Source organism: Hymenobacter sp. 15J16-1T3B (assembly GCF_020711235.1).
Classification (GTDB): Bacteria; Bacteroidota; Bacteroidia; order Cytophagales; family Hymenobacteraceae; genus Solirubrum.
In genome coordinates, this window is record NZ_JAJFAV010000001.1 from 766015 (window position 1) to 792803 (window position 26789).

At 66.7% G+C, this 26789-nt stretch carries 24 protein-coding genes; 7 read left to right on the forward strand and 17 right to left on the reverse strand.

Annotation, left to right across the window (positions count from 1 at the left end):
- Positions 1-295: 295 nt before the first annotated feature.
- Entirely contained in the window at positions 296-1279 is a 984-nt protein-coding gene (locus LJ737_RS03200; RefSeq protein ID WP_227762900.1) for a pectinesterase family protein, read from the forward strand.
- 157 nt (positions 1280-1436) lie between these two features.
- Here the strand turns inward: LJ737_RS03200 and aspA are convergent, their stop codons facing one another.
- The 4 genes from aspA to LJ737_RS03220 form a co-directional block, all read right to left on the reverse strand.
- Positions 1437-2843, reverse strand: a complete 1407-nt coding sequence (gene aspA / locus LJ737_RS03205; protein ID WP_227762902.1) for an aspartate ammonia-lyase — start codon at positions 2841-2843, stop codon at positions 1437-1439.
- A gap of 179 nt (positions 2844-3022) precedes the next feature.
- Complete coding sequence (locus tag LJ737_RS03210; RefSeq protein WP_227762903.1) at positions 3023-3286, reverse strand: hypothetical protein; 264 nt, start codon at positions 3284-3286, stop codon at positions 3023-3025.
- Positions 3287-3571: 285 nt separating this feature from the next.
- Positions 3572-3994: a hypothetical protein gene (locus tag LJ737_RS03215; protein ID WP_227762904.1), complete on the reverse strand. Its 423-nt coding sequence runs from the start codon at positions 3992-3994 to the stop codon at positions 3572-3574.
- Between the two features lie 56 nt (positions 3995-4050).
- On the reverse strand, positions 4051-5721 hold the full coding sequence (locus LJ737_RS03220) for an MFS transporter (protein WP_227762905.1): 1671 nt from the start codon (positions 5719-5721) through the stop codon (positions 4051-4053).
- Positions 5722-5881: 160 nt separating this feature from the next.
- On the opposite strand from LJ737_RS03220, the gene LJ737_RS03225 reads away from it, so the two are divergent.
- Positions 5882-6223 carry a carboxypeptidase-like regulatory domain-containing protein gene (locus LJ737_RS03225; RefSeq protein WP_227762906.1) on the forward strand — a complete coding sequence of 114 codons (342 nt, stop codon included), beginning with the start codon at positions 5882-5884 and terminating at the stop codon, positions 6221-6223.
- Positions 6224-6302: 79 nt separating this feature from the next.
- On the opposite strand, the gene LJ737_RS03230 is transcribed toward LJ737_RS03225, so the two are convergent.
- The 3 genes from LJ737_RS03230 to LJ737_RS03240 all read right to left on the reverse strand — a co-directional run bounded on the left by LJ737_RS03230 (position 6303) and on the right by LJ737_RS03240 (position 8605).
- Positions 6303-7283: an alpha/beta fold hydrolase gene (locus LJ737_RS03230; RefSeq protein WP_227762907.1), complete on the reverse strand. Its 981-nt coding sequence runs from the start codon at positions 7281-7283 to the stop codon at positions 6303-6305.
- Between the two features lie 125 nt (positions 7284-7408).
- Complete coding sequence (locus LJ737_RS03235; RefSeq protein WP_227762908.1) at positions 7409-8173, reverse strand: PPK2 family polyphosphate kinase; 765 nt, start codon at positions 8171-8173, stop codon at positions 7409-7411.
- A gap of 66 nt (positions 8174-8239) precedes the next feature.
- Positions 8240-8605, reverse strand: coding sequence for a hypothetical protein (locus LJ737_RS03240; protein ID WP_227762909.1), 366 nt, complete (start codon positions 8603-8605; stop codon positions 8240-8242).
- Between the two features lie 669 nt (positions 8606-9274).
- Between LJ737_RS03240 and LJ737_RS03245 the strand changes: the two genes are divergently transcribed.
- A complete protein-coding gene (locus LJ737_RS03245) occupies positions 9275-10786 on the forward strand; it encodes a hypothetical protein (RefSeq protein WP_227762910.1) in 1512 nt (503 codons plus the stop codon).
- A gap of 64 nt (positions 10787-10850) precedes the next feature.
- Here the strand turns inward: LJ737_RS03245 and LJ737_RS03250 are convergent, their stop codons facing one another.
- The 4 genes from LJ737_RS03250 to LJ737_RS03265 all read right to left on the reverse strand — a co-directional run bounded on the left by LJ737_RS03250 (position 10851) and on the right by LJ737_RS03265 (position 15933).
- Positions 10851-11267, reverse strand: a complete 417-nt coding sequence (locus tag LJ737_RS03250) for a hypothetical protein (RefSeq protein WP_227762911.1) — start codon at positions 11265-11267, stop codon at positions 10851-10853.
- 146 nt (positions 11268-11413) lie between these two features.
- Positions 11414-13210 carry a M56 family metallopeptidase gene (locus LJ737_RS03255; protein ID WP_227762913.1) on the reverse strand — a complete coding sequence of 599 codons (1797 nt, stop codon included), beginning with the start codon at positions 13208-13210 and terminating at the stop codon, positions 11414-11416.
- Positions 13207-13587, reverse strand: coding sequence for a BlaI/MecI/CopY family transcriptional regulator (locus tag LJ737_RS03260; RefSeq protein WP_227762914.1), 381 nt, complete (start codon positions 13585-13587; stop codon positions 13207-13209). Before LJ737_RS03260 ends, LJ737_RS03255 begins: the two co-directional genes overlap by 4 nt.
- 171 nt (positions 13588-13758) lie before the next feature.
- Positions 13759-15933 (reverse strand): M13 family metallopeptidase, encoded by a 2175-nt coding sequence (locus LJ737_RS03265; RefSeq protein WP_227762915.1) that lies wholly within the window; start codon positions 15931-15933, stop codon positions 13759-13761.
- Between the two features lie 161 nt (positions 15934-16094).
- Between LJ737_RS03265 and LJ737_RS03270 the strand changes: the two genes are divergently transcribed.
- The gene (locus LJ737_RS03270; RefSeq protein ID WP_227762916.1) at positions 16095-16541 is read left to right on the forward strand and encodes a hypothetical protein; all 447 of its coding nucleotides are present in this window, start codon (positions 16095-16097) and stop codon (positions 16539-16541) included.
- Positions 16542-16697: 156 nt separating this feature from the next.
- Positions 16698-17255, forward strand: a complete 558-nt coding sequence (locus LJ737_RS03275; protein ID WP_227762917.1) for a Riean_0653 family protein — start codon at positions 16698-16700, stop codon at positions 17253-17255.
- Positions 17256-17328: 73 nt separating this feature from the next.
- On the opposite strand, the gene LJ737_RS03280 is transcribed toward LJ737_RS03275, so the two are convergent.
- From LJ737_RS03280 to LJ737_RS03305, 6 genes are all read right to left on the reverse strand, one after another.
- The gene (locus LJ737_RS03280; RefSeq protein WP_227762919.1) at positions 17329-18417 is read right to left on the reverse strand and encodes a chorismate mutase; all 1089 of its coding nucleotides are present in this window, start codon (positions 18415-18417) and stop codon (positions 17329-17331) included.
- 330 nt (positions 18418-18747) lie between these two features.
- A complete protein-coding gene (locus LJ737_RS03285) occupies positions 18748-19593 on the reverse strand; it encodes a prephenate dehydrogenase (RefSeq protein ID WP_227762922.1) in 846 nt (281 codons plus the stop codon).
- Between the two features lie 42 nt (positions 19594-19635).
- On the reverse strand, positions 19636-20850 hold the full coding sequence (locus tag LJ737_RS03290; protein ID WP_227762924.1) for a pyridoxal phosphate-dependent aminotransferase: 1215 nt from the start codon (positions 20848-20850) through the stop codon (positions 19636-19638).
- A gap of 40 nt (positions 20851-20890) precedes the next feature.
- Positions 20891-21724 (reverse strand): prephenate dehydratase, encoded by an 834-nt coding sequence (locus LJ737_RS03295; RefSeq protein ID WP_227762925.1) that lies wholly within the window; start codon positions 21722-21724, stop codon positions 20891-20893.
- 535 nt (positions 21725-22259) lie between these two features.
- Complete coding sequence (locus LJ737_RS03300; protein WP_227762926.1) at positions 22260-23030, reverse strand: carboxypeptidase-like regulatory domain-containing protein; 771 nt, start codon at positions 23028-23030, stop codon at positions 22260-22262.
- A 237-nt stretch (positions 23031-23267) separates the two neighbouring features.
- The gene (locus tag LJ737_RS03305) at positions 23268-25271 is read right to left on the reverse strand and encodes a YfbK domain-containing protein (RefSeq protein WP_227762927.1); all 2004 of its coding nucleotides are present in this window, start codon (positions 25269-25271) and stop codon (positions 23268-23270) included.
- Positions 25272-25642: 371 nt separating this feature from the next.
- Between LJ737_RS03305 and LJ737_RS03310 the strand changes: the two genes are divergently transcribed.
- Together LJ737_RS03310 and LJ737_RS03315 are read left to right on the forward strand one after the other, a co-directional pair.
- Positions 25643-26257: an RNA polymerase sigma factor gene (locus LJ737_RS03310; protein WP_227762928.1), complete on the forward strand. Its 615-nt coding sequence runs from the start codon at positions 25643-25645 to the stop codon at positions 26255-26257.
- Positions 26244-26753: a cupin domain-containing protein gene (locus tag LJ737_RS03315; RefSeq protein ID WP_227762929.1), complete on the forward strand. Its 510-nt coding sequence runs from the start codon at positions 26244-26246 to the stop codon at positions 26751-26753. Before LJ737_RS03310 ends, LJ737_RS03315 begins: the two co-directional genes overlap by 14 nt.
- Positions 26754-26789: the final 36 nt, after the last annotated feature.

Here is a 26789-nt window from a genome sequence, read left to right on the forward strand (position 1 = left end):
GGCGGGGCTTAACAATTCGGTAACAAGGCTTTTTACATTATCGATTGCCTGAATTTCGTCCTATTCCGGTATATTAGCCGGCGCTATTTTGGGAGCCGCCCAAATCCGCTGATTTAACATCTCCGGAACTTCTCTTTGGGAAGCTGGTGAAGTTGGTCGTTTGCTGAAAAAACGGTGCAAAAAACCTGCTGTGTTGTTTTGCTCAGCTCAGCCGTATTACCACTGTCGCCGACGCTTGCGGGTGCTGGCTACCAGTGTACTGCTCCTCCTTGACTTTCCACCCATCCTGTTTGCTATGAAAAAAGTACTACTATTTTGGCTGCTGGTCTGCTTTGCAGCCGGCTTGGCCCAGGCCCAGCAGACGGGCCAGCGCGTCGTGGTGGCCCGCGACGGCAGCGGCAACTACCGCACCGTGCAGGAGGCCCTGAACGCCGTGCCCAAGAACAACACCACGCCCATTACCATCTTCATCAAGAAGGGCGTGTACAAGGAAAAGCTGAACCTGGCCAAAAAGCAGGACAACGTGCACTTGGTGGGCGAAGCCGCGGAGGAAACCATCCTGGTGTACGACGACTACAACGGCCGCGTGGTCGAGGGGGCCGCCGAGCCGCTGGGCACGTCGGAAGCCGCCTCGTTCCGGGTGTTTGCCAACAACTTCTCGGCCGAAAACCTCACCTTCCAGAACACGGCCGGGCACACGGCGGGCCAGGGCCCGGCCATGTGGGTGTACGGCGACAAGGCGCAGTTCCGCAACTGCCGCTTCCTCGGCTACCGCGACACGCTCTACGTGTACGGCTACGGCTCGCGCCAGTATTACAAGAACTGCTACATCGAAGGCACCACCGACTTTATCCTGGGCTCGGGCACGGCGTGGTTTGAGGATTGCACCCTGTTTTGCAAGCCTAAGGGCACCTGCATCATGGCCCCGTCCACGCCCGACACGGTCACGTTCGGCTTTGTGCTGCAGCGCTGCAAAATCACCGGCGACGCCCCCGAAGACTCCTACTTCCTGGCCCGTCCCTGGAAGCCGTTTGGCAAGACCGTGCTGCTCAACTGCGAGCTGAGCGCCGTGATTAAACCCAAAGGTTGGGACCATTGGGGCAAGGAAGACAACAAGCAGGATGCCTTCTTCGCCGAGTTCAAGTCGAAGGGTGACGGGGCCGCCAAGGCCAAGCACCGCGCCCTGTGGTCGAAGCAGCTAAATGCCCAGCAGGCTGCGCTCTACACGCCCGCCGCCGCCATGCACGGCTGGGACCCCACCGCACAGGTGGTCGAATAACTACCCAACGCAAGCCCGTAACAACCAACGGCCCCGCCGCAGTCACCTGCAGCGGGGCCGTTGTGGTATTTGGTCAAAGGCAGTAGCTGCCGGGCCGAACCAAGCAGGTAGGTGGGCTATGGCCCGCCAACGGCGCTGCTCGGGAGACCAGGTTGAGTTACTGAATGAAGTGCGGGCGGATCAGGTTTTCGAAGGTGAAGATTTCGTCCCACTTGGCTTGGCTCAACAGCTGCCGCTCGGTCACGGCAATCTGGTACACCGACTTGCCGGTGCGCAGGGCTTCCTTGGCAATTTCGGCCGCCGCTTCGTAGCCGAGCACGGGGTTGAGCTGCGTGACGATGCCCACGCTGTTGCGCACCAGGTCCTCGGCGTGCTTGGCGTTGGCGGTGATGCCTACCACGCACTTTTCGCGCAGGGTGTGGGCGGCGTTGGTCATGTAGCTGATGCTGGTAAACAAGGCGAAGCTGATAACCGGCTCCATCACGTTCAGCTGCAGCTGCCCGGCCTCGGCGGCCATGGTCACCGTCAGGTCGGCGCCGATAACGTAGAAAGCCGTCTGGTTCACCACCTCGGGCACCACCGGGTTCACCTTGCCGGGCATGATGCTGGAGCCGGGCTGCAGCGGCGGCAGGTTGATTTCGTTGATGCCGGTGCGCGGGCCGGAGGAGAGCAGGCGCAGGTCGTTGCAGATCTTGGAGAGCTTGACGGCGGTGCGCTTGAGCACGCCCGAGAGCTGTACGTAGGCCCCGGTGTCGTAGGTGGCTTCGATCAGGTCGCCGGCCAGCACCAGGTCCAGCCCGGTAATGTCGCGCAGGTGCTGGGTGACCAGCTCGGCGTAGCCCTCCGGGGCATTCACGCGGGTGCCGATGGCGGTGGCACCCATGTTGATTTCGCTGATGAGCCGGCGCGAGTCGTCGATGCGCAGCAGCTCCTCGCGCAGGTTGGTGGCAAAGGCCTTGAACTCGTCGCCCATGCTCATGGGCACCGCGTCCTGCAGCTGGGTGCGGCCCATTTTCAGCACGTTGCGGAATTCCTCGCCCTTAGCCGCGAAGGCGTCGGCCAGCTCGGCCAGGGCGTCGCGGTAGCTCTGCAGCTTGTTGTTCAGCGCGATGCGGAAGGCCGTGGGGTAGGCGTCGTTGGTGCTCTGCGAGCAGTTGACGTGGTTGTTGGGGTGACAAAACTCGTACTGGCCCTTCGGCTTGCCCATCAGCTCCAGGGCCACGTTGGCAATGACCTCGTTGGCGTTCATGTTCACCGAAGTGCCGGCCCCGCCCTGAATCATGTCGGTCAGAAACTGGTTGTCCAGCTCGCCGGTGGCCACCCGGTCGCAGGCCTGGGCGATGTGGCCGGCCAGGGTGGCGTCGAGCACGCCCAGGTCGCGGTTGGCGAGGGCCGCGCCCTTTTTTACGTAGGCCAGGGCCTGCACAAACAGCGGCTCGGCCTTGAGCGGAATGCCGGTGATGTGGAAGTTTTCGAGGGCGCGCAGGGTCTGGATGCCGTAGTAGGCGTCGGCCGGAATGGCCCGCTCGCCCAGAAAATCGTGCTCGATCCGGGATGCGTTCATGAAGTCGATGGGGTGGGAAATGGAAAGGAAGTGGCGCAACGGCCCGCCAGTTGACGAGTCGCCGGGCAAAGGTATACGCAGCCCGGCAGTTCGGGGCCAGCCGCCCAAAAGCAACAAACCGCGCCTGCCGCCTTGGAAGCGGCAGGCGCGGTTGCGCCTGCGGTAGCCGGAGCTAGCGCTTATTGATTACGCACCGGCGGATCGACGGTGATAACGCCCTTCGGCTTCTTGCGGAAGAGGCCGCGGTTGGTTTTCTTCTGCTTGCGCGCCTTGCGCTTGGCTTTGCGCGACTTGGCTTTGTGGCGGTAATACTTGTAGCGCGGGCGCGGCACGCCTTGCGTTTCCAGGGTTGTTTCGGGCGCAGCGGGCGTGCCGGCCGCCGCCCCACTGGGGTCGAGCAGGGCCAGGAAAATGCCCAGCCAAAGAGCAAAGATTCTGTACATACGAGAGGGCGTGAGCGTGCGTCGTCGAAACGGAAAAAGTACCTGGGTGCAGAAATAGTCCTACTGCATAATTGCCCACCGCAAGTTAACTGATTCGGCGGATTGAACCTTACCTACGGCCGAAACTGCCGCTAGGGTTGCCAACGCAGCTAGAATGGGGCTTTTTTTGTTTGTCGGGAGCCCGCGGTTTTTCAAACATCAAGGTATGAAACCGGGTGCTTCGCGGATAAATACCAAAGCGCCCAAGGTCGTAAACCAGTCGCTTAGGCGGCGGTCGGAACAGCATTATACCGGTTGGCTTAGCAACCACGCCACCGCGTCCTCGTCGCGCTCGAAGGAACGGTAGACCAGCGGCAGGCCCTGCACGTGGGTGGTAATGTAGGCCGTGGCCAGGCGCGTGAGCACCTGCGGCGACACCAGCACGGCCCCGAACCGGTAGCCGGCCGCCCCCACGGCCTGGGGCAGCCAGTGCGACGTTACCCATTGCTGCTCGGTCACCGTGAAAGGCGGCATATCGACTTGGTTGATCAGGATGCGACCCCAGCCGTGCTCCTGCAGCGCCTGGGCCATGTGCACAAAGAGGGCCTGGGTATCGGCTAGGCTGCGGGGGCCGCGGCTCCAATGGGCGCGCAGAAAACCCGCCGGATCGAGCGACAGGCGGCCGGCGGCATTGGCAAAGTAAACAGCGGGTGTGGAAGCGGGCGGCATTGGGGCAAAGGTAGCAGCCCCGGCGCCCGGGGCCAGCCGCGGGGCAAAGCCGGCGCTCATTGTTGGCCCTGCAGGGTTTCGGGCGGGGTGGGCACTTCCACGTTGGGCGCCTTCGGGAAGGCCAGAAAGTGCGTGACGCGCGGCGGCTCGGGGCCCTGGTGAAACTGCCGCACCTGGGCTTCCACGGCTTGGTCTTCGCGGGTGAAACGGTGGTGTTGGCGCTGATGCTCGCCCCAGGTGGCCACGTAGAAAAACTCGGTAATCAGCTCGGGCTGGGCCAGGTCGGTAAACACGCCGGCGCGCAGGGCCCCGTCGCGCAGGCGCAGGCGGGTGAGTGGGCCCACGGCCTGCCGGAAGGCGGGCTGCGCGGCCACCGGCACCCGGTACTGCACCATCACCACCACCGGCCCGTCGTCGGGGTCGACGGCGCCGTGCACCACGGGCTCGGGCCAGTGCTCGGCGGGGTCCAGGTCGAGGTTGTCGGCGGCGCGCATGGGGAAGGGCAGGGCCAGCAGCAGGCTCAGGGCCATCCAGGCGGCGGCACCCAGCAGGGAATAGCTCAGCCCCACGCGGTCGGCCAGCTCGCCCCACACGATGCTGCCCAGCGAGAGGCCGGCCTGAAACACGAGCATGTACATGCTCACCACCCGGGCTTGCACCCACTTGGGCACGTGCAGCTGCACGGTGGTGCTGAAGGCGGTCATGGTTATCAGCCAGGCCACGCCCGAGACAAACATCACCGGAAACAGCCCGTATTCGGTCGGCATCAGCGCTAGGCTCACGTTGGTGCCCACAAACACGAAGGAGCCGAGCAGGGCCCGCTGGTTGAAATTCAGCCGCTGCCCGATGCGCCCCACCAAGAAGGCCCCGGTGATGGCGCCCGCGCCCAGCCAGGAGAGCAACACGCCGTAGGAGCCCGACTGCAGGTGCAGGCGCTGGGCCGTGACCACCGAGAGCAGCGCCCACATGGCCGCCGCCCCGAACGAAAACGCGAAGGCCCGTACCAGCACCGCGTAAATGGCCGGCGAATACTGCACGTAGCGCAAGCCCGCGCGCAGGGCGCCGGCAAAGTTTTCGGCCGGGCCACTGGCCTCGGGCTGCACGCGCCGCCAGCGGTACACCACCACCCAAGTGCCCACGAACGACACGCCGTTGAGCAAAAACACGTAGCCCGGCGAGTAGTAGGCAATGATGAGCCCGCCCAGCGCCGGCCCGATGGCACGGGCAATGTTGTTGCTCACCCCGTTCAGGGTAATGGCAAAGGGCAGCACCGGCCGCGGCACTAGCTCGGCGGGCAGCGTTTGCCACACCGGCGCGTTCAGGGCCGAGCCGATGCCGAGCAGGAAGGTGAAGCCCAGCACGCCGTAGGCCGATACCTCGCCCCCGAGGGTGAGCATGCCGAGTACGAAGGCCACCACGCCCATAAAGCCCTGCGTGACCAGCAGCAGGCGGCGCCTATCGATTAGGTCGCCGAGGGCGCCGGCGGGCATGCTCAGCAGAAAGGCTGGCAGCGAGGTGGCCGCTTGCATCAGGGCCACCAGCAAGGCCGAGGTAGTCAGCGTCGTCACCAGCCACACGCCGGCCACGTTCTGCATCCAGGTGCCCACGTTCGACACCACCGAGGCCAGCCAAATGGCCCGGAACATGGCGTGCGTCAGCGGCGACCAAAGGGTGACCGGGGCGACCGGGGTAGGGGAAGCGGGGGCAGCGGGAGCAGCAGCGGACATAGGCGGAAGCGGCCCGCGCGGGCCGCGGGCAAAGGCTTCGTACGAGAATGGGCCGCGGCAGGGTGGGCCCGCGGCCGAGCCGGCCGCTCGGGTAATAAATTGATAACTGGCCCTCAGCACGATTGGCTGGTACTTTTGTCCCGAATTGTCCCTGCTTCCTATGCGAATCACTGCGCCCTTGCTGTTGTTGCTGACGGGCCTCGGCAGCGGCCGGGCTTGGGCCCAGGTGGCCGAGCGCCGGCCGCTGCCGAGCGGGCGCGTGGTGGGCAGCGCCCAGCAGCCGCTGGCGGGCGTGAGCGTGCTGGCCCGCGGCACCACGCTGGGCACCAGCACCAACGCCGCCGGCTTCTTTCTGCTGCCGGAGCTGCCCCGCGGGCCGCTCGTGCTCCGCTTCGAGCTCGGCGGCTACCTCACCACCGACGTGCCGCTGACCGACACCACCCGCACGCTGACGGTGCGCCTGCTCTCCACGCGCCCGCCGGCGCGGGGGCGACGCAACTAGCCTCGGCCATCCGCAATAACAAAAACGACCCCGCTGACGCGCAGCGGGGTCGTTTTTACTAGTCGAGTCCTCTAGCAGCTTAGGCCTTGCGCGGCAGTTTGCGCACGAAGCTGCTTACCGCCTGCTGAAACTCTTTGGGGCTTTCCTGGAAGGGGTAATGCTTGCCGGGCAGCACTACGGCCTGCTGGTTGGGGAAGCGGAAAGACTTGTAGTGGTCGGGGCCGGTAACGTAGTCTTCGCGGCCGCTGACGACAAGCACGGGCATTTTCAGCTGGGCCGAAGCAGCGGTGAAATCCTGCAGGTACTCGGGGCGCTGAAACACGGCCGCGGCGAATTCCTGATTGCGCTGCGGCTGGCTGCGCACCACCTGGCTGGCGCGGGCGGCGGCCGTGTCGGAGGCGTACATGAGCTTGCCCATGAGCTTCTGCTGGCCCAGCATGCCCATCACCATGCCCCAGCGCTGGGGCAGCGGGGCGGCCGCATCGAGCGGCGGGCGGCCGGCGGCGGGCAGCAGGGCGTAGCCGTAGGTGGTGGTGGCTTCCATGGTGGCCGGCAGGTTCAGAATGCTATTGACCAGAATCAGCGCCTGCACGCGTTCGGGGTGCTTGGCGGCGTAGGCCGTGGCAATGGTGCCGCCGAAGGAATGCGCCATCACCACCCATTTCTCCAGCTTGAGCTGCTGGCGCACGTCTTCCAGATCCTGCACCAGGCGGTCCAGGGAATAGTCTTTGGCGGAGGAGCTGGCCGAGCGGCCGCTGCCGCGCTGATCCAGGTAAATCATCTGCAGCTGCGACTCCACGGCACGCCCGCCCAGGGCTTCGAAGCCGTAGCTGCCCGCGCCCGGGCCGCCGTGCACAAACACGCAGGGCAGCCCCCGGCCCGACACTTGCACGTAGAGCTGCACGCCGTCGGAGGTGGTGATGGTGGGCGTGCTGGTGCTGCTGGGCTTGGCCGCGGATTGGACCGCCTGGGCCAGCAGCGGCGCGGGGCTGGGCAGCCCGCTCAGCAGCGCGCACAAGCTGCTCAGGCAAACGGCGCGGCGAAAGTAAAACGTCATCATAGCGACTCGCAGATTGGGGGAATGGATGAGGCTGGGAAGATAGCGCAAGGGCCCGCCGCCCCGCCGCGCCTAACGGGTGAACTGCGGATTTTAAGCCGTCAACAGAACTAAAAGCGGGGTGAAGTCTACGCCGGCCGCGCTGCCTTGGAGGCCGGAAAGTCCGGGTGCAGGGCGGCCAGTGTGTCGCGCAGGGTGGCCGCTACCACGTAGGCCTTGTACCAGTTCTGGTCGGCCGGCACCAGGTGCCAGGGGCAGCTGGCGGGGTTGCAGTGGCGAAACACGTCCTCGTACACGGCGCGGTACTGCGGCCACTGCCGGGCCTTGTCTTCGTCGCCGGCCTCGTATTTCCACTGCTTGGCCGGGTCGTGCACGCGTTCCAGCAGCCGCTCGCGCTGCTCCTGTTCCGACACGTGCAGGTAGAATTTGAGGATGGTGGTGCCGGCCTGCTGCAGCAGCTTCTCAAAGTCGTTGATGCGGGCAAAGCGGCGGCGGGCTTCGGCCGCGTCCACCAAGCCGGTCACGCGGGTGATGAGCACATCTTCGTAGTGCGAGCGGTTGAAGACGTGAATCATGCCCTTGGGCGGGGTGCGCTGGTGAATGCGCCAGAGGAAGTCGTGGGCCAGCTCGTCGTGGGTCGGCTCCTTGAAGGCGTGCACCTCCACGCCCTGCGGGTTCAGCCCGCTAAACACGGCCCGGATCAGCCCGTCCTTGCCGCTGGCGTCCATGCCCTGCAGGATGATGAGGATGCTGCGCCGGTTTTCAGCGTAGAGGCGCTCCTGCCAGCTCACCAGCTCCTGCCGGATGCGCTTCAGCTCGCGCTGGGTTTCGCCTTTGTGAAAGCCCGCCGGGGCGCGGGTGGGCAGCTGGGTCAGGTCGAAGTCGGTAGCCATCGGCTGGGGCGTAAGGTGCGTTCTGCCACTACGCACCGCGCGCCGAAAGGGCTGCCCCGCGGCGGCTCAGACCACCGCGCGCTCCAGCTCGTGCAGCAGCGCGTCGATGCGAGCAGCGTGGGCGTCGAGCTGCTCCAGGCCGGCGCGGGCGGCTTCGATCTGCCCGCGCTGGTACAGGCGCAGCAGGTCGCGGCCGGTGTCCAGCTGCTGCTGCAGGGCCGTTTCGAGCTGGGCTACCTCGGAGCGGGCGCCGTACTTGGGCTTCACCACCGCGTCGAGCCACTGGCCCAACGGGTTTTCGGAACGCGCGAGCAGGGCCGGGTCGGCTTCGCGCACGCCGTAGAGCACCGAGCGCAGCCGGGATTTGAAAAGGACCTGTTTGATGCGCGCCTGCTGAAAATCCAGGCTGGTGATGTCGAAGGCTAATGCCATTGCGGGGATAGAAACCGCGGCCGTGGCGGCCGGGTCGGCGCTGCAACACCCAACGGGCCCCAACAAGTTCAGTGCCCGCCCTGCAGCGGTGGCCTGGGGCCGTCGGGAGTCGGGTAGCTTTCCCGGGAAAGTCTTGGTACTAAAAGGAATAATGCAGACGTTGCAGAAGTGCTTATTCGCTTATCACCGTTTCGTATGCTTCACCGTTACTCCCCGCTGCTGGCTCTCTGCCTGCTCGCCTGCGCCCGCCCCGACGATTCGGCCCTCAGCCGCACCGGCCAGCCTCGCGCTTCCGTCGAGGCCCCCGCCCCCGATTCGCTGGCGCGGTCTGTCCCTGACGCGGCCGGCCCTGCCGGTATCAGCCCTAGCCGGATCAGCGCCGCGCCACACCCGGCGCGGGCCGTCGATGCCCCGGTAGCTGCTGGCGTAGCGGAGGAATCTACTAGCGAAACTGGTGTGCCTGCTGCCGATGAAGCACGGCCTGCGAATCGGCGCGGCGTTGGACCTGCGCAGCGCTCCACCAGCCTGGCCGCCGCTCCCCCGGCGCTGGGCGCTGCTAGCACCGCTTCGGCCAAGCGCCACACCGGCGCCGCGGTACGGGCCCGGCAAGCGGTTTCGCGAGGCAAACGCAGTCAGGGCACGACGGCTGCGGTGGCCCCGCTTGCAGAAGTGGCTGAGAAGCCCACCGGGCCCGCAGCGGCCTACGCCGGGCCGGTTGCTGCGTTGCCCGAAGCCGCAACGCCGGCGGAAGCCGCGCCGTGGCCCGCTACGGCCGAGCTGGAGCCCGCCACGGCCTGGGCGGGCTTGCCCGGCGTCCCCACGCAGGTGTTCCGCCTGCAGGCCGCGCTCGATACCACGGTGTCCGGCGTACGCGGCACCACGCTGGCCTTGCCCGCCAACGCGTTTGCCTACGCCGACGACCCCGAGCAGAAAGCGGTGGCGGGTACCGTGGAAGTAAGGCTGCGCGAGTTTGTGAGCGTGGCCGATATGGTGCTGAACGGCCTGCACACCGCCTCGGGCGACAACCTGCTCGAAACCGGCGGCATGGTGCAGCTTACGGCCCGCACGTCCGACGGCCGCTCCTGCCAGCTGCGCCCCGGCGCCGCCGTGCTCGTGCGGCTGCCCGCGCCCCGGCCCGTGGCCGGCATGCAGCTGTTCCGGGGCGTGCCGACCGCCGCCACCGGCCGCGTCGACTGGCAAAGCCCGCGCCGGGCGTTGCGGCCCCGGCAGCTGCGGGCCGGCGCCCCGGTGTTTCGGGCTGGGATGCCCCTGCGCCTGTTTTTGCAGAGGCGCCTAGTCTGCTCCGAAGCCACGCTGCGCGAGCTGCGCCGCAGCCCGCAACGGCTGCGGCGGAAAATGTGGCACGAAGGCCGGCGGGTGCGGGTGCTGGCCGCCTGGAAAGCCGTTATCCTGCTCGACTCGGCCGGCCGGGCCCGCGGCGTGCGCCAAACGGCCCCGCCCACGCCCGAGCTGCGGGCCAACGTGGAGCGCGCCGTGGCCCAGCTGCCCGCCTTTTTGCCCGCGTACCTACAGGCACCCGCCGAAAAGCAGCCGCGCCAGCGCCGCCGTACGCTGGGCGTGAAGCCGCCGCGCCTGCGCGCCCGCGGGGTGGTGCCCGTGTGGCTGACGGTAACCAAACGGGGCCGCATACTCGTCAAAACCGACAAGGGCCGCCCGGTGTACCCGGCCGGCATCCAAGACCCGGAGGCGCCCAACGCGGAAGCCGCCCGGCAGCGCCTAGGCAAGCTAAGTGAGCAGGAGCTGGCGGCGCTGGAAACGCGCCAGCTGGGCGGCTACCTGTTCACGGCCTCCTCCCTGGGCTGGCTGAACTGCGACCGGTTTTACAACTCCAACGAACCCAAGGTCCTTTTCACCGTGCGCGACACCGAGCCCGAGGATCTGGTGTGCCTGGTGTTCCACAACCTACGGGCCGTGCTGGGCGGCACGGCCGCGGGCCGGCGCCACGAATTCAAAAAAGTGCCGCGCGGGGAGCCCGTCACGGTGCTGGCCCTGCGCCGCCGCGGCACCGAGCTGGAAATGGCCATGACGCAAACGGCCGTGGGCGGCACCCCGCTCAGCGGCCTCCATTACCAGCCCGTCACGCCCGCGCAGCTGCAAACGGTGCTTCGCCAGCTCGACCATATCGGTCAGCCCGGCGCCGGAGGCCTGAGCAGCCGCTGAACACGCACGCGCCGCCGCGGGCAGCAGTAATGACTGCCTGCGGCGGCGACGGTGGTTCCGGGCGTTAGCGTTGGGCCACCAGCCAGCGCACGGCTTCGCCCTCGTCGGTAAACTGGTTCACCGAGCAATTGTCGCCGTGGGTGTGGGGCAGGGGCGGCAGCGAGTCGTCCTGCACGTCGTCGGCTTGGTGCGGCCCGATGAGGAAGGCCAGGTACACGTGCCCGTGCAGGTGCTGGCGCAGTGTGGGGTAAAACACCGACGTGAGCCAGTGCACGTCGCGGGCATCGACTTCGACCCGGCGGCGTGCGTCGATCAGCCAGCGCCGGCAGGCGTCGCAGCCGCCGGCGTAACGCAGGATTTCCTGGTAGCCCGCCCGGAGCTCCTGCGAGCCGACGGGGCGTGTCCAGCGCGCCGTCACCAGACCCAGGTCGGGGCGGTGCTGCAGCAGCAGGTAATCGGTAACGGAAACGGGTGCCGTCATGCGCAGGAAAAGAGGGGCAGATTCAAAAGCACTGTGCCACACCCTACGGATCAACACCTGTTTGCGTTATCTACGGGCCGACCAGAGCCGGATTGCCCGCACAAAGCCAGCGGCATAATGAAGACGGAAGCGCCTTGGCGTCTCCACTAACATTGGTCCTTCGTCATAAACCCAGGGTAAAGCTGGCTGGAGGAGGTCGGTTTCCCGGCTTTGGGGCGGGGCTTGGGCTGTTCCATGCCGTGCAGGCGGATGAACTCCTGCACCGCGGCCGACTGCTCGTTGGCCTTCGTGACGACCATAATGACGTCGTGGGTGCCGATGTCCCGGAAGTCGTACTGCTGCCGGGCTTTGTCGTTTTTCATCACCCACATGCTGCTGATGGCTGCGGGCTCCAGCCGCTCCACGGTAGCCTTGTCGGCAGGCTGGCCGTCGAGGAAGTACAGCGGGGTGTTCAGCTGCTGGTCCAAGTCGCCCACCAGAGGGCTGGGCGTGGCCGCCTCAGCGCGCGGCGCTGGGGCGGTGGTCGTAACCACTACCAGCCCCTTGCGGGCGGCCTCGCCGAATTTCTCGGCTGGCCCGTCGGTAACGGCAAATCCGCTGACGGTGTTGGGCGCAAGGGCGCGTAGCTGCGCGGCCGTGGCCGGTTGCTGGTCGATGAGCACCAAGCGCCCGCCGATTTCGGCGTCCGTCAGGCCCTGGCCGTCGAGCACCTTCTGGTACATGGCCTTCACGGCGTCGTTGTGCTTGGCCATGGCGGCTAGGTCGCCCAACTGGATGCCGTATTTAGCGTTAAGCGCCTGCACGGCCGGGGTATTCACGCCGGCTTTGGTGAAGGCAAACATCAGCCCGTCGTCGAGGCGGCTGCCGTAGTCGCGCCGCAGGGCGGCCAGGTCGGCTCCCTGGTTGGGCTTGTTGCCTTTGAATGCGTGCAGGGTCAGCAGATTTTCTTCCTGCGCAAACACTTCGGCTTCGGTGGCAGGACGGCCGTCGAGCACGTAGGTCAGCTTGTCGAGGGGGCGGACGGCGCTGGCGCCGGGGCGGGGCTGCGGGGTTTCCGAGGCTTTGGGCGTGGCGCAGGCCGCGGCCAGCAGCAGCAGCACGCTCAGGCCGGCAGCGTAGCGGCTCAGCTGCCGCGGCGACGATTCGGGGGTATTCATCATTTGGATGCGGTTTTTAAGCGTGATAAAAGAAAACGGCGTGGCAAAAGCCGGGGCCGCGCCCAGGGCACTTAGGCGCAGCAGGCTGTACTGATAGGTTTTGGCCGGCAGGGCGCTTTCGCGCAGCACGGCCGCATCGGCAATAAATTCCAGGTTTTCCTGCGCGGCCCGCAGCCACAACCAGGCGGCCGGACTGGCCCAGGCCAGGGCCCGGTGCAGGTGGCCCAGCAGCGTATCGAGGCTGTGCAGCTGGCGCACGTGCACCTGCTCGTGCAGCAGCACGGCCGGCAGCTCCTCGGCCGGGTGCCGCGCCGGGTTCAGGTAGATGTGCTGCCCAAACGAAAACGGGCTGATGGGCGCCGCCACGGCCCGAAAGGCGCTACCCGCCGTTTGGGCCGGGCAGGAGCTCCGGTGCAGGCGCCACAGCGCGGCGGCCTGCACCAGCAGCAGCGCCAGCATCAGGCCCGCGCCCGCGCCGTACCCCAGCCACCACCACGTTTCGGCCGCTACCGGCGCGGCACCCGTAGCCGCCGCGGCCGGCGGGGCGCCTTGCAGCAACTGGGGCAGCAACACCAGGGACCGGGCCGCGGCGGCTGGGGCCGGGCGCAGACTCAGGGCGCTCAGGTCGAGGGCGGGGTAGAGGGCAGCCAAGGCCAGGCTGCCGAGCAGGTAGCCGCGGTTGAGCCGGTGAAAAGTGAGCCGGCGCAGCGCCAAGTAGTACATGCCCAGCAGCAGCAGCAGGGCCAGTTGCATCTGCCCCAGGTAAAGCAGCGCAGCAGGCATCATGACTGCGGCGGTTGCGGGTCGGCCCCGTCCTCGATCATGCGCACGATTTCCTTGAGCTCCTCGGCGCTGATTTTGTGCTCTTTGGCGAAGAACGACACCAGCTCCTTGTAGGAGTTCTTGAAATAGTCGCCCACCAGGGTGCTCACGAAGCGGCGGCGGTAGTCCTGCTCGGCCACCAGCGGGCTGAAGCGGAATACGTTGCCTAGCTTTTCGCCGCGCAGGTAGCCCTTACGTTCCAGGTTGCGCACGGTGGAGGCCAGGGTGGTATAAGGCGGGCGCGGCTCGGGCAGCTCTTCCAGCACGTCCTTGATAAAGCCGGCGCCCAAGCGCCAGAACGCCCGCATGGCGTCCTCTTCAGGTTGCGTGAGTTTTTCCATAACTGGCTATTACGATTGTTTCGTAATACTACGAATGTTTCGTAATAGTGCCTGTGCTGGGTCAATATATTTTTTGCCGGAAAGCAAAAAGGAGCGTTCTGCACGGTGCAGAACGCTCCTTTTTTCATTCGTCATCCTGAGGCGTAGCCGAAGAATGCCGGTGGAAGTGCCTTACCAGATCTTGGCGCGGTCGGCTTCGGCGCGCACCATTTTCTGGCCGGGCTGGCAACCGAAGGCTTGGTAGAACTCCGGCATGTTCATCAGCGGGCCGATGGTGCGGTACTGGCCGGGGGAGTGCGGGTCGGTGAGGATCTGCTGGCGCAGGGCTTCGGGGCGGATGTTGGTGCGGCGCAGCTGGGCCCAGGCCAGGAAAAAGCGCTGCTCGGGCGTGAAGCCGTCGATTTTGGGGCGCGGGCCGTTGCCGTAAGTTGTTTGCAGCTGCTTCTGCAGGGCGCCGTACACGATGGTCAGCCCGGCAAAGTCGGCCAGGTTTTCGCCCATGGTGAGCTTGCCGTTCACGTGTACCGAATCGAGCGGGGAGAAGGCGTCGTACTGGCGGCCCACCACGGCGGCGCGGCGGTTAAACTCGTCGTTGTCGGCCTGGGTCCACCAGTCGCGTAGGTTGCCGGCCGCGTCGTACTGCCGGCCCTGGTCGTCGAAGCCGTGGGTCATTTCGTGGCCCATCACCCCGCCGATGGCCCCGTAGTTCACCGCGTCGTCGGCGTCGGGGTTGAAGAACGGAGGCTGCAGGTAGCCGGCCGGAAACACGATTTCGTTCATCGGCGGGTTGTAGTAGGCATTCACCGTGGGCGGCGTCATGCCCCACTCGTTGCGGTCGATGGGCTGGCCGAGGTGGCGGACATTGTCGCGGAAGTCCCACTGGCGGGCAGCCAGCAGGTTCTGCAGATACGACTCGCGCGAGATGGTAAGGGCCGAGTAATCCTTCCACACGTCGGGGTAGCCGATTTTGACGCGCAGGGCGTTGAGCTTTTTCAGCGCTTCTTCTTTGGTGGCCGGGCTCATCCAGGTGTTGGTCTGGATGTGGTCGGCCATGGAGGCTTTCACGTTGGCCACCATTTCCAGGGCCTTGGCCTTGGCGCGGGGCGGGAAGGCCTCGTCCACGTACAGCTGCCCAAAGGCTTCGCCGAGGTAGTTGTCGGTGGCGGCCAGCATGCGCTTCCAGCGCACGGTCTGCGTTTTGGCCCCGCCCAGCACCTGCTGAAAGCGGAATGCCTCGTCGACGTAAGCCTTGGGCAGGCCGCTGGTGGCCGTGCGTACCAGGTGCCAGCGCAGGTAGGTTTTCTGGTCGGCCACGGGCTCGGCCTGCACCAGCTTGTTGACCTCATCCAAGAAGGCGGGCTGGCCGATTACTAACGGCTGGTTCTTAGACCAGTTTTTGATTTCGGAATCGAGCACTGGACGATCAAACGGCTCGATTATGATTGGAGCCACAAGCTTCAATGCACTAAGCAGGCGCGGCAGCTCAAGGTGCGGGTAGCGCTTGGCAGCCGCGGCGGCTGTCATCTTGTTGTAGTTGCTCTGCGGGTCGCGCAGCTCTACGCGGGTACGTGACGCCTTGGCCAGGCGGGTTTCGAGGCGCTCGACCACCTCGGCGTTTTTCTTGGCCGTGGCCTCGTTGTCGCCGAGCAGCTGGAAGGTGTTGCGCAGGTAGGTGCGGTAGGCCTCGCGGATTTTCTTGCTCCGCTCGTCGTCCTTGAGGTAGTAGTCGCGGTCGGGCAGCGTGAGGCCGCCCTGCGACATGCCCACGATGTACTGCGCGGAGTTTTTCTCGTCCACTTCCACGCCGATGTTGAAGTAGGCGCCGGTTTGCAGCATTTTCTGGTGGGCCAGCGCCTCGACGAGGCCGCGACGGTCCTTCACGGCGGCCACGCGGGCCAGCTCGGGCTGCAGGTATTTCAGCCCGGCCGCTTCGATGGCCGCGGTATCCATAGCCGAGGCGTAGAAGTCGCCGACTTTCTGGGCGTTGGAGCCCTTGGCGGCGTTCTTATTGGCGGCCGCTTCGTCGAGAATGCGGCGCATCAGGGCCTGGTTGCGGTCTTGCAGCAGGTTGCGCGGGCCCCAGCTGGAGGCGTAGCCGGGGATGGGGTTGGCCTTGAGCCAGGCCCCGCCGGCAAACTGGAAAAAGTCCTCGCAGGGCGACGCGGAGCGGTCGATGTCGGCCAGGTCGATGCTGAGGCCGCGGACGGCGGGTTCGGCGGTCGGGGCCGCCGCGGTGGTCGGCGCCGGGGTGGTGGTAGCGGCCGGGGGCGCAGAGGCCGCGCAACCGCCGAGGGCCAGCAGGCCGGCGGCCGTGGCCAGGCGCGGAAGCAGGGTAAAGGTGTTCATGGGCTGAGGGGAATCAGGGAAAGCGGAAGGTAGGCAAGGATGCGAAAGACTGCGCCCGGCCGGCCGGGCTGCATTGCCGGCCCGGGGCGCAATTCCGTGCCGGGATGGCGCACGCAGTGCTTATCTTGCCCGGTAAACGCTGCCCCACTCCGACCGCTCGCATGAAACACGCTGTACTCGTCGCGCTTTCCTTGTTGCTCACCGCCGGCGCGGCCCGCGCCCAGACGCCGGCCGGCCCCGCCGCTACGGCCGCGGTGCCCACCGCCGTCGAAACCGACTTTCTGGCCGTGGCCAACGCCGCCGCCGGGCTGATGAAGCGCCTGATGGCCCAGCCCGCCACCGCTGCCGCCGAGGCCCCGCTGTTGCGCGAGTGCAACGCCCTGTGCCTGCGCGGGCGGCGCGTCACGCCGGCCTACGCGCAGTGGCTGCGCGGCCTCTCGCGGCCGGAGCTGCAAACGGCCGTGCAGCATCTCAAAGCCAGCGCCTTCGTGCAGTACTTCGGCCCCTTGCAGTACGACCCACAGTTCGAGGCCCGCTACAAGCGCAGCCCCGCCGCCGCGGACATGATGCTGGCCCTGCTCAACGCCCTAGACTTCGAGCGGCAGTAGGAGCCTAGCCAGCTTGCGGCGGTGCGGCTCATGATTACCTTGCCGCACCGCCTCCCCTGTTCCTGCTACCCCCCTATTGCCAGCTGCCCACGTTGTACTCCCGAAATCGGGGTGCGCCGGCCGCTGGCTTTGTATTTATCCTAACTCCGCATTCCGATGAAACGCCTATTCCTCTACGCCCCCCTGCTACTGCTGACTCAGTGTTCTAAGTGCAAGGACGGTCCGCAACCCAAGAACCCAGAAGACGCGCTGCCGCCGGCCACGCAGGAGGGTAAAAACACGTTAGGCTGCCTCATCAACGGCCAGCCCTGGACACCCAAGGGGCACCGAGGCAGCGTGCCCAACTTCTACGTCTGGTATGACCCTTCCTACGCCGGCGGGGCTATTGACATACGCACCTACCGATACCCTAAGTCCGGCGACAGCCGCAGTCAATATATTGCCTTTGGTGGCGGTGGTGTTGCGCAAGCCGGGACTTACTTAATCGGCGACAATGGCCTGCAAGCATACATAAGTGATGAATTCAAAGCCCAAGGATGCCAAGACGTCCAGTCGGATGATCCTTGGTCAACGGTGTATTGCCGGGGGCAGCTGCTTATCACGCGCCTGGACGTAGCAGCGGGCGTGGTTTCGGGCACGTTCGGGTTCGTGCTTGCCAAGCCGGGCTGCGACACCATTAAGGTCACCCAGGGGCGCTTCGACCGCAAGCTTTGATCATAAACAACGGTGACGACTGGACGGCACGGACAAGGAAACGCAGGTAGGCGTCTCTACGATGAGCGGCTTGCTACTCGTTCATCACCCGGTCCTGATGGGTGATGGATTCGAGGTGAATGGCGTCGAGCAGGCGGTGGATGAAGCCGGCGCTCAGGCCCAATTTGGCCCCTTTTTGCACGCCGCGGTCCACGATTTCCTGCCAGCGGCCGGGCTGCAGAATGGTGATGTTGTTGTCCTTCTTGTAGCGCCCGATCTGCTCGGCGACCTGCATGCGCTTGCTCAGCAGCTGCAGAATCTCGTCGTCGAGGTGGTTGATTCGCTCGCGCAGCTGGGCCAGAGCGGTGAGGAACTCCTGCCGGTCGGTGGTTTCGCGGCGCCAGATGAGCGCGTCGAGCAGCGCGGCCAGGGCCTCGGGCGTGACCTGCTGGGCCGCGTCGCTCCAGGCCGCGTCGGGCTCTTGGTGGGCTTCGATCATCAGGCCGTCGAAATCGAGGTCGGCAGCCTGCTGGGCCAGGCCGGGCAGCAGCTCGCGGCGGCCGGCAATGTGGCTAGGGTCGCTGAGGATGGGCAGCTCGGGGAAGCGGCGCTTCATCTCGATGGGCAGGTGCCACATGGGCGCGTTGCGGAATTCCGTCTGCCCGTAGCTGCTGAAGCCGCGGTGAATCAGGCCCAGGTGCTCCACGCCCACCTTGCGCAGGCGCTCCACGGCGCCCGACCACAACTCCACATCGGGGTTGAGCGGGTTTTTGATGAGCACCGGCACTTCCACCCCGCGCAGGGCGGCGGCCACTTCCTGCACCGAAAAGGGGTTGACCGTCGTGCGCGCGCCCAGCCAAAGCACGTCCACGCCGAAGGCCAAGCAGTCCTCCACGTGCTTGGCCGTGGCCACTTCCACGGCCACGGGCAGGCCGGTCAGCTCCCGGGCGCGCACCAGCCAGGGCAGCCCCTTCGTGCCGATGCCCTCGAACAGGCCCGGCTTGGTGCGCGGCTTCCAGATGCCGGCGCGCAGCATGTTCACGCGCCCGGTCTGGGCCAGGCGCTGGCAGGTATCTAGCACCTGGGCCTCGGTTTCGGCCGAGCACGGCCCGGCAATGACCAGGGGCTTGTCGGCAAGGAGCGGGTTGGTTTTCGTGGGGGCGGAAGCGGGCGTGGGGTTCATGGCTATTGAGGCAGAATTGATGACGAGGGAAGTGAAGAGAGCCGCGGGGGCTGTGGCGCCTAATTGACTTGGCTGGTGTCGGTTGCTGGGCGGTTGTCGGCCTGTCATCCTGAGCCTGTCATCCTGAGCCTGTCGTACGGCGTAGCCGAAAGGCCTTCTTCGCACCCTGCGCCGGCGCTGAAGTCCGGCTACTCAGGTTCTGACAAAGGGCGGTGGCGGCTACGCGTGGCGGTTGGTGCAGGGCTGGCGAGAGGTGCTTGACTACGCCGACCTTCGGTTCGCTATGCTCAGGATGACGGGTTTGAGCGTGTGGATTCCAGCTGCACCGGCTCACTTGATGATTCGGCGGATGTGGTTGGCCTGCTCGATGAGCTGGGCGAAGGCGGCGTAGTCTTCCTGCTGCAGCAGCTCGCGCATGCGGTGGAGCTGGTGCAAGTGCTCGTCGAGCACGTCGAGCACGTTCAGGCGGTTTTGGCGGAAGATGGGTACCCACATGGCGGGCGAGCTTTTCGCCAGCCGCACGGTGGAGGCAAAGCCCCCGCTGGCCAGATCGAAAATGCGCTGCTCCTCCTGCTCCTTTTCCAGCACCGTGAGGGCCAGGGCAAAGGAGGTGATGTGCGAAATGTGCGAGACGTAGGCCGTGTGCACGTCGTGGTCGGCCGCGTCGAGGTAGACCAGGCGCATGGGCAGCTGGTGAAACAGCGTTTCCACTCGCTGCAGTGCGTTCGGGTCGCTGCCCGCGGCGTCGCAGATGACCAGGGTGCGGCCCGCAAACAGCTCGGCCGTGGCGGCTTCGGGGCCGGAGTACTCGGTGCCGGCCATGGGGTGCACCGCCACGAAGCGGCCCCGGCGCGGGTGCCCGGCCACGGCGGCCAGCAGGGCGGCCTTGGTCGAGCCTGCGTCGATGACGATTTGGCGCGCCGTCACCAGGTCGAGCACCCGGGGCAGCAGCGTGAGCAGCCCGTCGACGGGCACGGCCGCCACGACGAGGTCGGCCGGGGCCACGGCGGCCGCCAGGTCGGACTGGGCTTCGTCGATGAGGCCCAGAGCCAGGGCTTTTTGCAGGTGCGCCGGGTTCTGGTCGACGCCGATGACGTGGCTGGCCAGGCCCTGCTGCTTCAGGCTCAGGGCCAAGGAGCCGCCGATAAGCCCCACGCCGATTACGGTTACTATCATGGCAGTAGCGCGGGCCGGAGCCCGCGTTGTTACAGGACGAAATCAGGAAATGGAAGCAGCGGCCACGGTTTCTTGGGCGGCTGTCAGCGCCAGCGGCCAGCCGGCTTCGGCCAGGCGCGCCTGCGCTTCCGTGAGCACCGCCGCGGGCTGGCACAGGCTGAGGCGCACGAAGCCGCTGCCGTTCGAGCCGAAAATGCCGCCGGGGGTGATGAACACCCGCGCCCGGGCCAGCACGGCGTCGCTGAGGGCGTAGCCGTCGGCGTACGCGGCGGGGACCCGGGCCCACACGAACAAGCCCACCTGCGCGGGGTCGTAGGTGCAGCCCAGCGCGTCGAGCAGGCCGAACACCTGCGTGCGGCGGGCGCGGTAGGTGGCGTTTAGCGCGGCCGACCACTCCGGGCCCAGTTGCAGGGCGGCCGCGGCGGCCAGCTGCACCGGCAGGAACATGCCCGAATCCATGTTGCTCTTGAAGCGCAGCACCTGCTGCAAGAGGTCGGCGCGGCCGGCCAGCAGGCCCACCCGCCAGCCCGCCAGGTTGTGCGACTTGCTCAGCGAGTTTAGCTCCAGGCTTACTGCGCGGGCACCGGGCACGGCCAGCAAACTCAGCGGCTCGTCGTTGAGAATGAAGCTGTAAGGGTTGTCGTGCACCAGCAGGATGCTGTGCTCTCGGGCAAAGGCCACCAGTTCGGCCAGCGCCGCCGCCGAGGCCCGGGCGCCGGTGGGCATGTGCGGGTAGTTCAGCCACATGAGCTTCACGCGGCTCAGGTCGCGGCGGGCCAGGGCCGGCAGGTCGGGCAGCCAGCCATTGTCGGCGGTCAGGTCGTAGTCGACGGGCGTGGCGCCGCTGAGCTGCACGGCGGCGCGGTAGGTGGGGTAGCCGGGGTTGGGAATCAGCGCTTCGTCGCCGGGCTGCAGGAAGGTCATGCACACGTGCACGATGCCCTCCTTGCAGCCGAGCAGCGGCAGTACTTCGGTTTCGGGGTCCAGCGCCACGCCGTAGCTGCGCTGGTACCACTCGGCCGCGGCCTGGCGCAGGGCCGGCACTCCCTTGTAGCTCTGGTAGGCGTGGGCGTCGGGGCGCTGGGCGGCGGCCGTCAGCGCCTCCACCACGCTGGGGTGGGGCGGCAAATCGGGGCTGCCGATGCCCAGGTTGATAACACGGGCGCCGGCCCGGTTCAGCGCCTCGATTTCGCGCAGCTTCTGCGAGAAGTAGTACTCCTGAATGGGCGCCAGGCGCTCGGCTACGGGAATATTCATGGTAGGGTGAGGTTGCTTTATTCGCTTAATAATCAACGGTTCAGTAGGTCTCGCCCTTGCGGTACACGCCGAGCACCCGCACGCTGGCGGCCGCCGCGTGTAGCTCGGCCAAGGCCTGCTCGAAGTCCTGAACCGCGTCGAATTCCAGGTCGGCGTGGAAGAAGTACTCCCAGGTAGTGCCGGGCCGCGGAAACGACTGCAGCTTGCTGAGGTTGATGCCGCGGGCGGCCACGCGCGTCAGCACCTCGGCCAGGGCTCCGCGGCGGTGTGCGGTGTGGAAGTACAGCGAGGCCTTGTTGGCGCCCGCCACCGGGGCGGCCTCGGCGGCGCGCTGCACCACCAGAAAGCGGGTGTAGTTGTCGGCGGCCGCGTGGATGTCGGGCGCCACGATGTCGAGCCCGAACAGCTGGGCGGCCAGCTCGCCGGCCACCGCGGCCACGCCCGTCAGCTCTTGCTCGCGGATGCGCTGGGCGCTCAGGGCCGTGTCCTCGGTCTCGACGAGGCGCCAGCGCGGGTGCAGGCCCAGAAAGCCGTGACATTGCTGCAGGGCCATGGGGTGGGAGTGCACCTCGCGTAGGTCGGCCAGCGTCTGGCCCGGCAAGGCCATCAGGTGCTGGCGAATCTGCAGGTACACCTCCCCGGTGATGCGCAGGTCGGCTTGCTGCAGCAGGCGGTAGTTGGGCAAAATGCTCCCGGCAATGGAGTTTTCAATGGCCATCAGCCCGGTGGCGGCTTCGCCCGCCGTTACCTGCCGCACCACTTCGCCGAACGTGGCGCAGGGGCGCACGGCCCCGAGCTGCGGCCCGAAGTAGTGGCGGGCAGCTATCTGGTGGAAGCTGCCGGCAAAGCCTTGAATGGCAACGGAATGCGTCATGCGAAGGGCAATAAAAAAGGGCCTCCGCGCTGCGGGGCCCTGGGGTGTGCTGGTCGGTGAGGTTGGCTCAGACTGCGCAAACGGGGCCCCGCTTCTTCCGGTAGAAGAAGTAATAAAAGCCGTAAAAAAAGCGGGCCGTGCGGAGCATGATGCGAAGAAAGCGGGTGGAAATTGGGCTAAAAAAAGCGCCTCCGGGGCAGGAGGCGCTTGTAAGATCAGGGGGTGATGCTGCTACAAAGAGGCCTCGCTGCTACGCGTGAGCGTAGTAGAAGTAGTAGCTAAAAAAGTACTGGGCCTGGGAAGTCAGCATGGAGGTATTCGCGGTGGAATAAGCCAAAGATGGCGAAGCCTGCCGAGGAATCCAAGGTTTTTTTCGCGGCAAGGTGCCAGATTTGACTCCCGAACCTGGGCAGTTTCGCCGCTGAAAAACGGCTGGCGGACCCGCGCAAAACCGCCCAGACACGCAGCGACCCGCCAGAAGCGGGCCGTTGCGGAGGTGAGTGAATGGTGAGTGAGAAGGAAGCGGGCGGCGCGTTTACCAGCGCCCGGTGAGTCGGCGGGGCACGGAGCGGACGGTGTACCACAAGCCACGCGGGGTGTACCACGGGTAGAAATGGATGACGGAAACCGCTCCGCCAACAATCACCTGATCATTGGACGTGGATGCATCAGCGTGCATAGCTACCGTCAATGGCTGTCCGGTGGCAGCCAGGGTGCGGGTTTCTTGTTCGTAGCCGACCGAAGAAATGAGCAGCACCGCGTTGCCCGGCAGATAGGCATCTATGGTAAAGCGGCCATCCGCATTGGTGCTGCACCCGATGGAGGTGCCTTTCACCATTACAGTCGCTCCGGGCAACGCTTCCTGCGTGGCCACATCAATCACGCGCCCGGTAATGTGCTGCGTGGAAGGGGGCTCGATGAGCGTCTGAGCGGCCGCGTCGGACATGGGCGCAGCTTTCGATTCGGTAGCTTTTTCACCTTGGGGCAGCTGCTGCGTGGCCGCGCGGCTGCCGCCCGTCGGCACCGGCCCGCCCGAATGGGTGCTGCGCAGCTCCTGGCTGCGGGCGGCCGTGGGCAGCAGGCCCCCGAGCGTGGCCGCGGCCAGCACCCAAGCCCGCCAGCGCGGAGCAGCCACGGGCGCATGCACCAACGCCCGGTTGAGCTGCTCCGCCCGGAACCGACCGCACACCCGCTGGCCCGCGGCTTGGCGCAGCAGGGCCAGCACCTCCGCATCGGTGCGCTGGCTAAAGTCGGTTACGGTATGCTGGCAGGCGGCACAGTAGCGCCCCTGCGCCGTCGGCGTCATAGCCTCCCACGCTTGGTGGCAAGGGCTTGGTATCTGCACATGGATGGTAGCACGGGTCATAAAAACGTACTGATCGGGGGTAAAAAGGACGAGACTTGGGTGGTAGGCCGGCACCGGGCGAACCGCAGCGCGACGGGGGCGAAGGCCTTCTCACGTCAGCTCCGCTGGGGCTGACGGTAGTCGGGCTGCGGTTCGTTGTGGCGCGGGCCAGTGATGGTGTTTGGGTATTGATGAAGACTAGCGGCTGCCGTAGGCGCCGGGCGTGAGGCTGGCGGCGGTTTCCATCAGGCGGATGCACTCGGCACGGTAGCCTTCGTCGTCCTTGCCGCGGGCGGCGCGGGCCAGCTCCACGGTATTCTGCCAGGTGGCTTCGCCGCGCCGCTCCGATTGGCGCAGCAAAAGGCTCATCTGGGCCACGGCGGCGGCCCAGCGCAGGTTGGTCGAGGCCCCGGCCAGCGCGGCGGGGGCGGCAGCGGGCAGGGCTTGGCTGAGCAGGCTGCTCGTCCGGCCCTGGGGCTGCTTGTAGCGCATTTTCACCGTAAGCAACTCGGTGGCCGCGGCCCCGGCGGTTGCCTGCGGAGCCGGCTGGTACTTCAGCCCGTCGATTACCGGCGGAGCGCCCACGGGCACCACTTCGTAAAGGGCCGTGACCTGCTGGCCCGCGCCCAGCTCCCCGGCGTCTTTCTGGTCGTTGTTGAAGTCCTCGTCGGCCAGCAGGCGGTTTTCGTAGCCGATGAGGCGGTAGGCCTGCACCTTGGCGGGGTTAAACTCGACCTGCAGCTTCACGTCCTTGGCCAGCGTAAACAGCGTGCCGCCGAACTGCTGCACCAGCACCCGCCGGGCCTCGCCCAGCTGGTCGATGTAGGCGTAGTTGCCGTTGCCCTTGTCGGCCAAGCGCTCCATCTTGCTGTCCTGCAGGTTGCCGGTACCGAAGCCCAGCACCGACAAAAACACGCCCGATTCGCGCTCCTGCGTGATGAGGTGCTCCATGGCGTCGTCCGAGGATTCGCCCACGTTGAAGTCGCCGTCGGTGCAGAGCACCACGCGGTTGTTGCCCTCCTTATTGAAGTGCTGCCGGGCCGTGGCGTAGGCCAGGCGCAGCCCTTCCCCGCCGGCCGTCGAGCCGCCGGCCTCCAGCTTGTCCAGCGCCGCCACGATGTCGCCCTTGCGGGTGCCGGGCGTGGGCGGCAGCACCACGCCCGCGGCCCCGGCGTACACCACCAGCGCCACCTGGTCCTGCGGGCGCAGCTGCTGCACCAGTTGCTTCAGCCCGGCCTTCACCAGCGGCAGCTTGTCCTCGCTCTGCATAGAGCCCGACACGTCGATGAGGAATACTAGATTGGCCGGCGGCAGATTTTCCACCGGCACCGTGCGCGCCTGCAGCCCGATGAGCACCAATTGGTGCGCGGGTGCCCAGGGGCAGCGAGCCTGCTCCAGGTGCAGGGCGGCCGGGGCGTCGGCGGCCGGCTGCGGGTAGTCGTAGCGGAAGTAGTTCACCAGTTCCTCGGTGCGCACCGCGTCGGCGGGCGGCAGTTGGGCCTGCTCGGTCAGGAAGCGCCGCACGTTCGAGTAGCTGGCCGCGTCCACGTCGATGCTGAACGTGCTCAGCGGCGCCTTGCTCACCGGTTGGAAGGCGTTTTCGGTCTGGTGCGCGTATCCTTCGCCCTCGGTGCGGCGCCGGGCTTTTTCGTCTTTGCTGAAGTAGCCCGAGGCTGCCGGGGCCGCGCTCCGCTTGGCCTTGCCCGGGGCGCGGCTGCCGCGGATCTGAACCCCGGCTAAGCGGCCCGCTAGGGACTGTTGCGTGACAGTGGCCGCCGCATAGCTAATGTCTTTGCGCACTATGGCGGGAGCCACGCCGGTTACCACTACTTCTTTCAGCTCATTTTGGGCGGGCGCCAGGGCCACGCCGATACGCTGCCCCGGCCGCACGGTCAGCTCGGTTGGGCTATACCCCAGCGCATTAATCAGCAAGGTCGCGCGGGTTGCCCGCCCGGGCCAGGGTAAGCGGAACGTCCCATCGGCCGCCGTGCTGGTGCCAATGCTCGTGCCCTTCAACACCACCGTTGCCCCCGGCAGCGGCTGGCCGCTCACACTGTCGGTTACGACGCCCTGAACCGCCCGGGCCGGGGTTGGAATCGGGGCAGCCGTTCGGGTGGTCTTGGGATTCTGCGCCGCGACGGGGCGGGTATAGGTGCTGCCTAGCGCGGCAGCCAGTAACGAGCAATAAAGAACGGTGCGCATCAGACCAGAGCAGTTAAGTGGTGGTAGATGCCTGATGGATGCGGGCGTCGGCAGAATTGCACACCGCGGCGCGAAAAAAGTCGGGGCGCCTGCACTGACTTCCCTGCCACGCTACCGAGAGGTTTGGGCCGTGCGGCGGTTTTCTTGCCGCGCTGCTGGTAAATTCTGCCCGCCAAGTCATCTTGCGTATGGCTCGTGGCTACAAGGCTAGCTCGTCAGGTATTCGGGCTGGATGAGCGCCTAGAACCTTACCACCCCGGCCGCAACGCTGGTGCCGCAATCCGCCGGGGAGCCGCCGTCCGGCTCGTCGGCGCGCAGTAGGGCCCGCCGCGGGCCGCTTCGTATCTTCGCTGGCTAAGTTGCCCCGCCCGATGTTCTCGCTGTTTCGCCGTTCTCAGAAGCCCGCCGCTGCCGCGCCGCCCACCGAGGCGGAGCTACTGGCGCGCTACCGGGCCGACGGCGACGTGCAAGACCTGGGCCGGCTCTACGAGCCGTACTTCCACCTCGTCTACGGCGTGTGCCTGCGCTACCTGCGCACCGAGGACGACGCCAAGGACGCCGTGATGCAGATTTTCGAGAAGCTCGTCGTCGATTTGCGCCGCCACGAGGTGCAGAACCTGAGCAGCTGGCTGCACACCACCGCCCGCAACTACTGCCTGATGGAGCTGCGCCGCCGCAAGTCGGCCCCCGATACCGTGGAATTTGGCCTGCCCGGCGCCCCCGGTGTGGAATCCGAAGCGGCCCTGCATCTGGTAGGCGATGATGACGATGACTTTCCCACCGAGGAGCACCTGCAGCAGCTCGAAGCCGCCCTGGCCCGCCTGCCCCCAGAGCAACAACGCTGCCTCGACCTCTTCTACCGCCAGCAGCAGTCGTACCAGGAAATTGCCGCCGCCACCGGCTTCGACCTCAAACAGGTGAAAAGCTACCTGCAAAACGGGAAGCGCAACCTCAAAATCTCCCTTGCCAGCCATGTCGCCCGCTAATCCGCACTTTCAGGCTTCTGCGCCCGCCGCGCACCTCTCCGCAGCTCAGCTGCGGCAGTACGCGGCCGGTACCCTCGAAGCCGCCGAGCGCCGGCTAGTGGAGCGCCACACCCTGGCCTGCGCCCTCTGCGCCGACGCCCTCGACGGCTATTTGCAGGCCGAGCCCGCCGCCGTAACGCCCGAGGCCCTGCGCGAGCTGCAGCAGCGCCTGCACGCCCGCGTGGCTGCCGAGCCGGCTGCCGCTACCCGCGGCGGCGCCTGGTGGCTGGCCGCGGCCGCAGCTGTGGCGTTGTTGCTGGTGTTTGTGGGGCTGTGGCAGTGGCCCGGTTCTGCCTCGAAAGCGCCCCTAGCGGCCCGCCAGCGCACGGCCGCGCCCTCGGCTGCGGCTTCTTCTGCGCCTACCGTAGCTGCGGTGCCCACGCCTGCTGCGGCAGAGGCCCCGGCTGCTTCGCCGGCGGTGCAGCCCGCCGCCGAGCCCGGCGCCCGGCTCTTATAGACGTCTCCGAGGCCGCGGGACAAGAGGGGAGCGGGG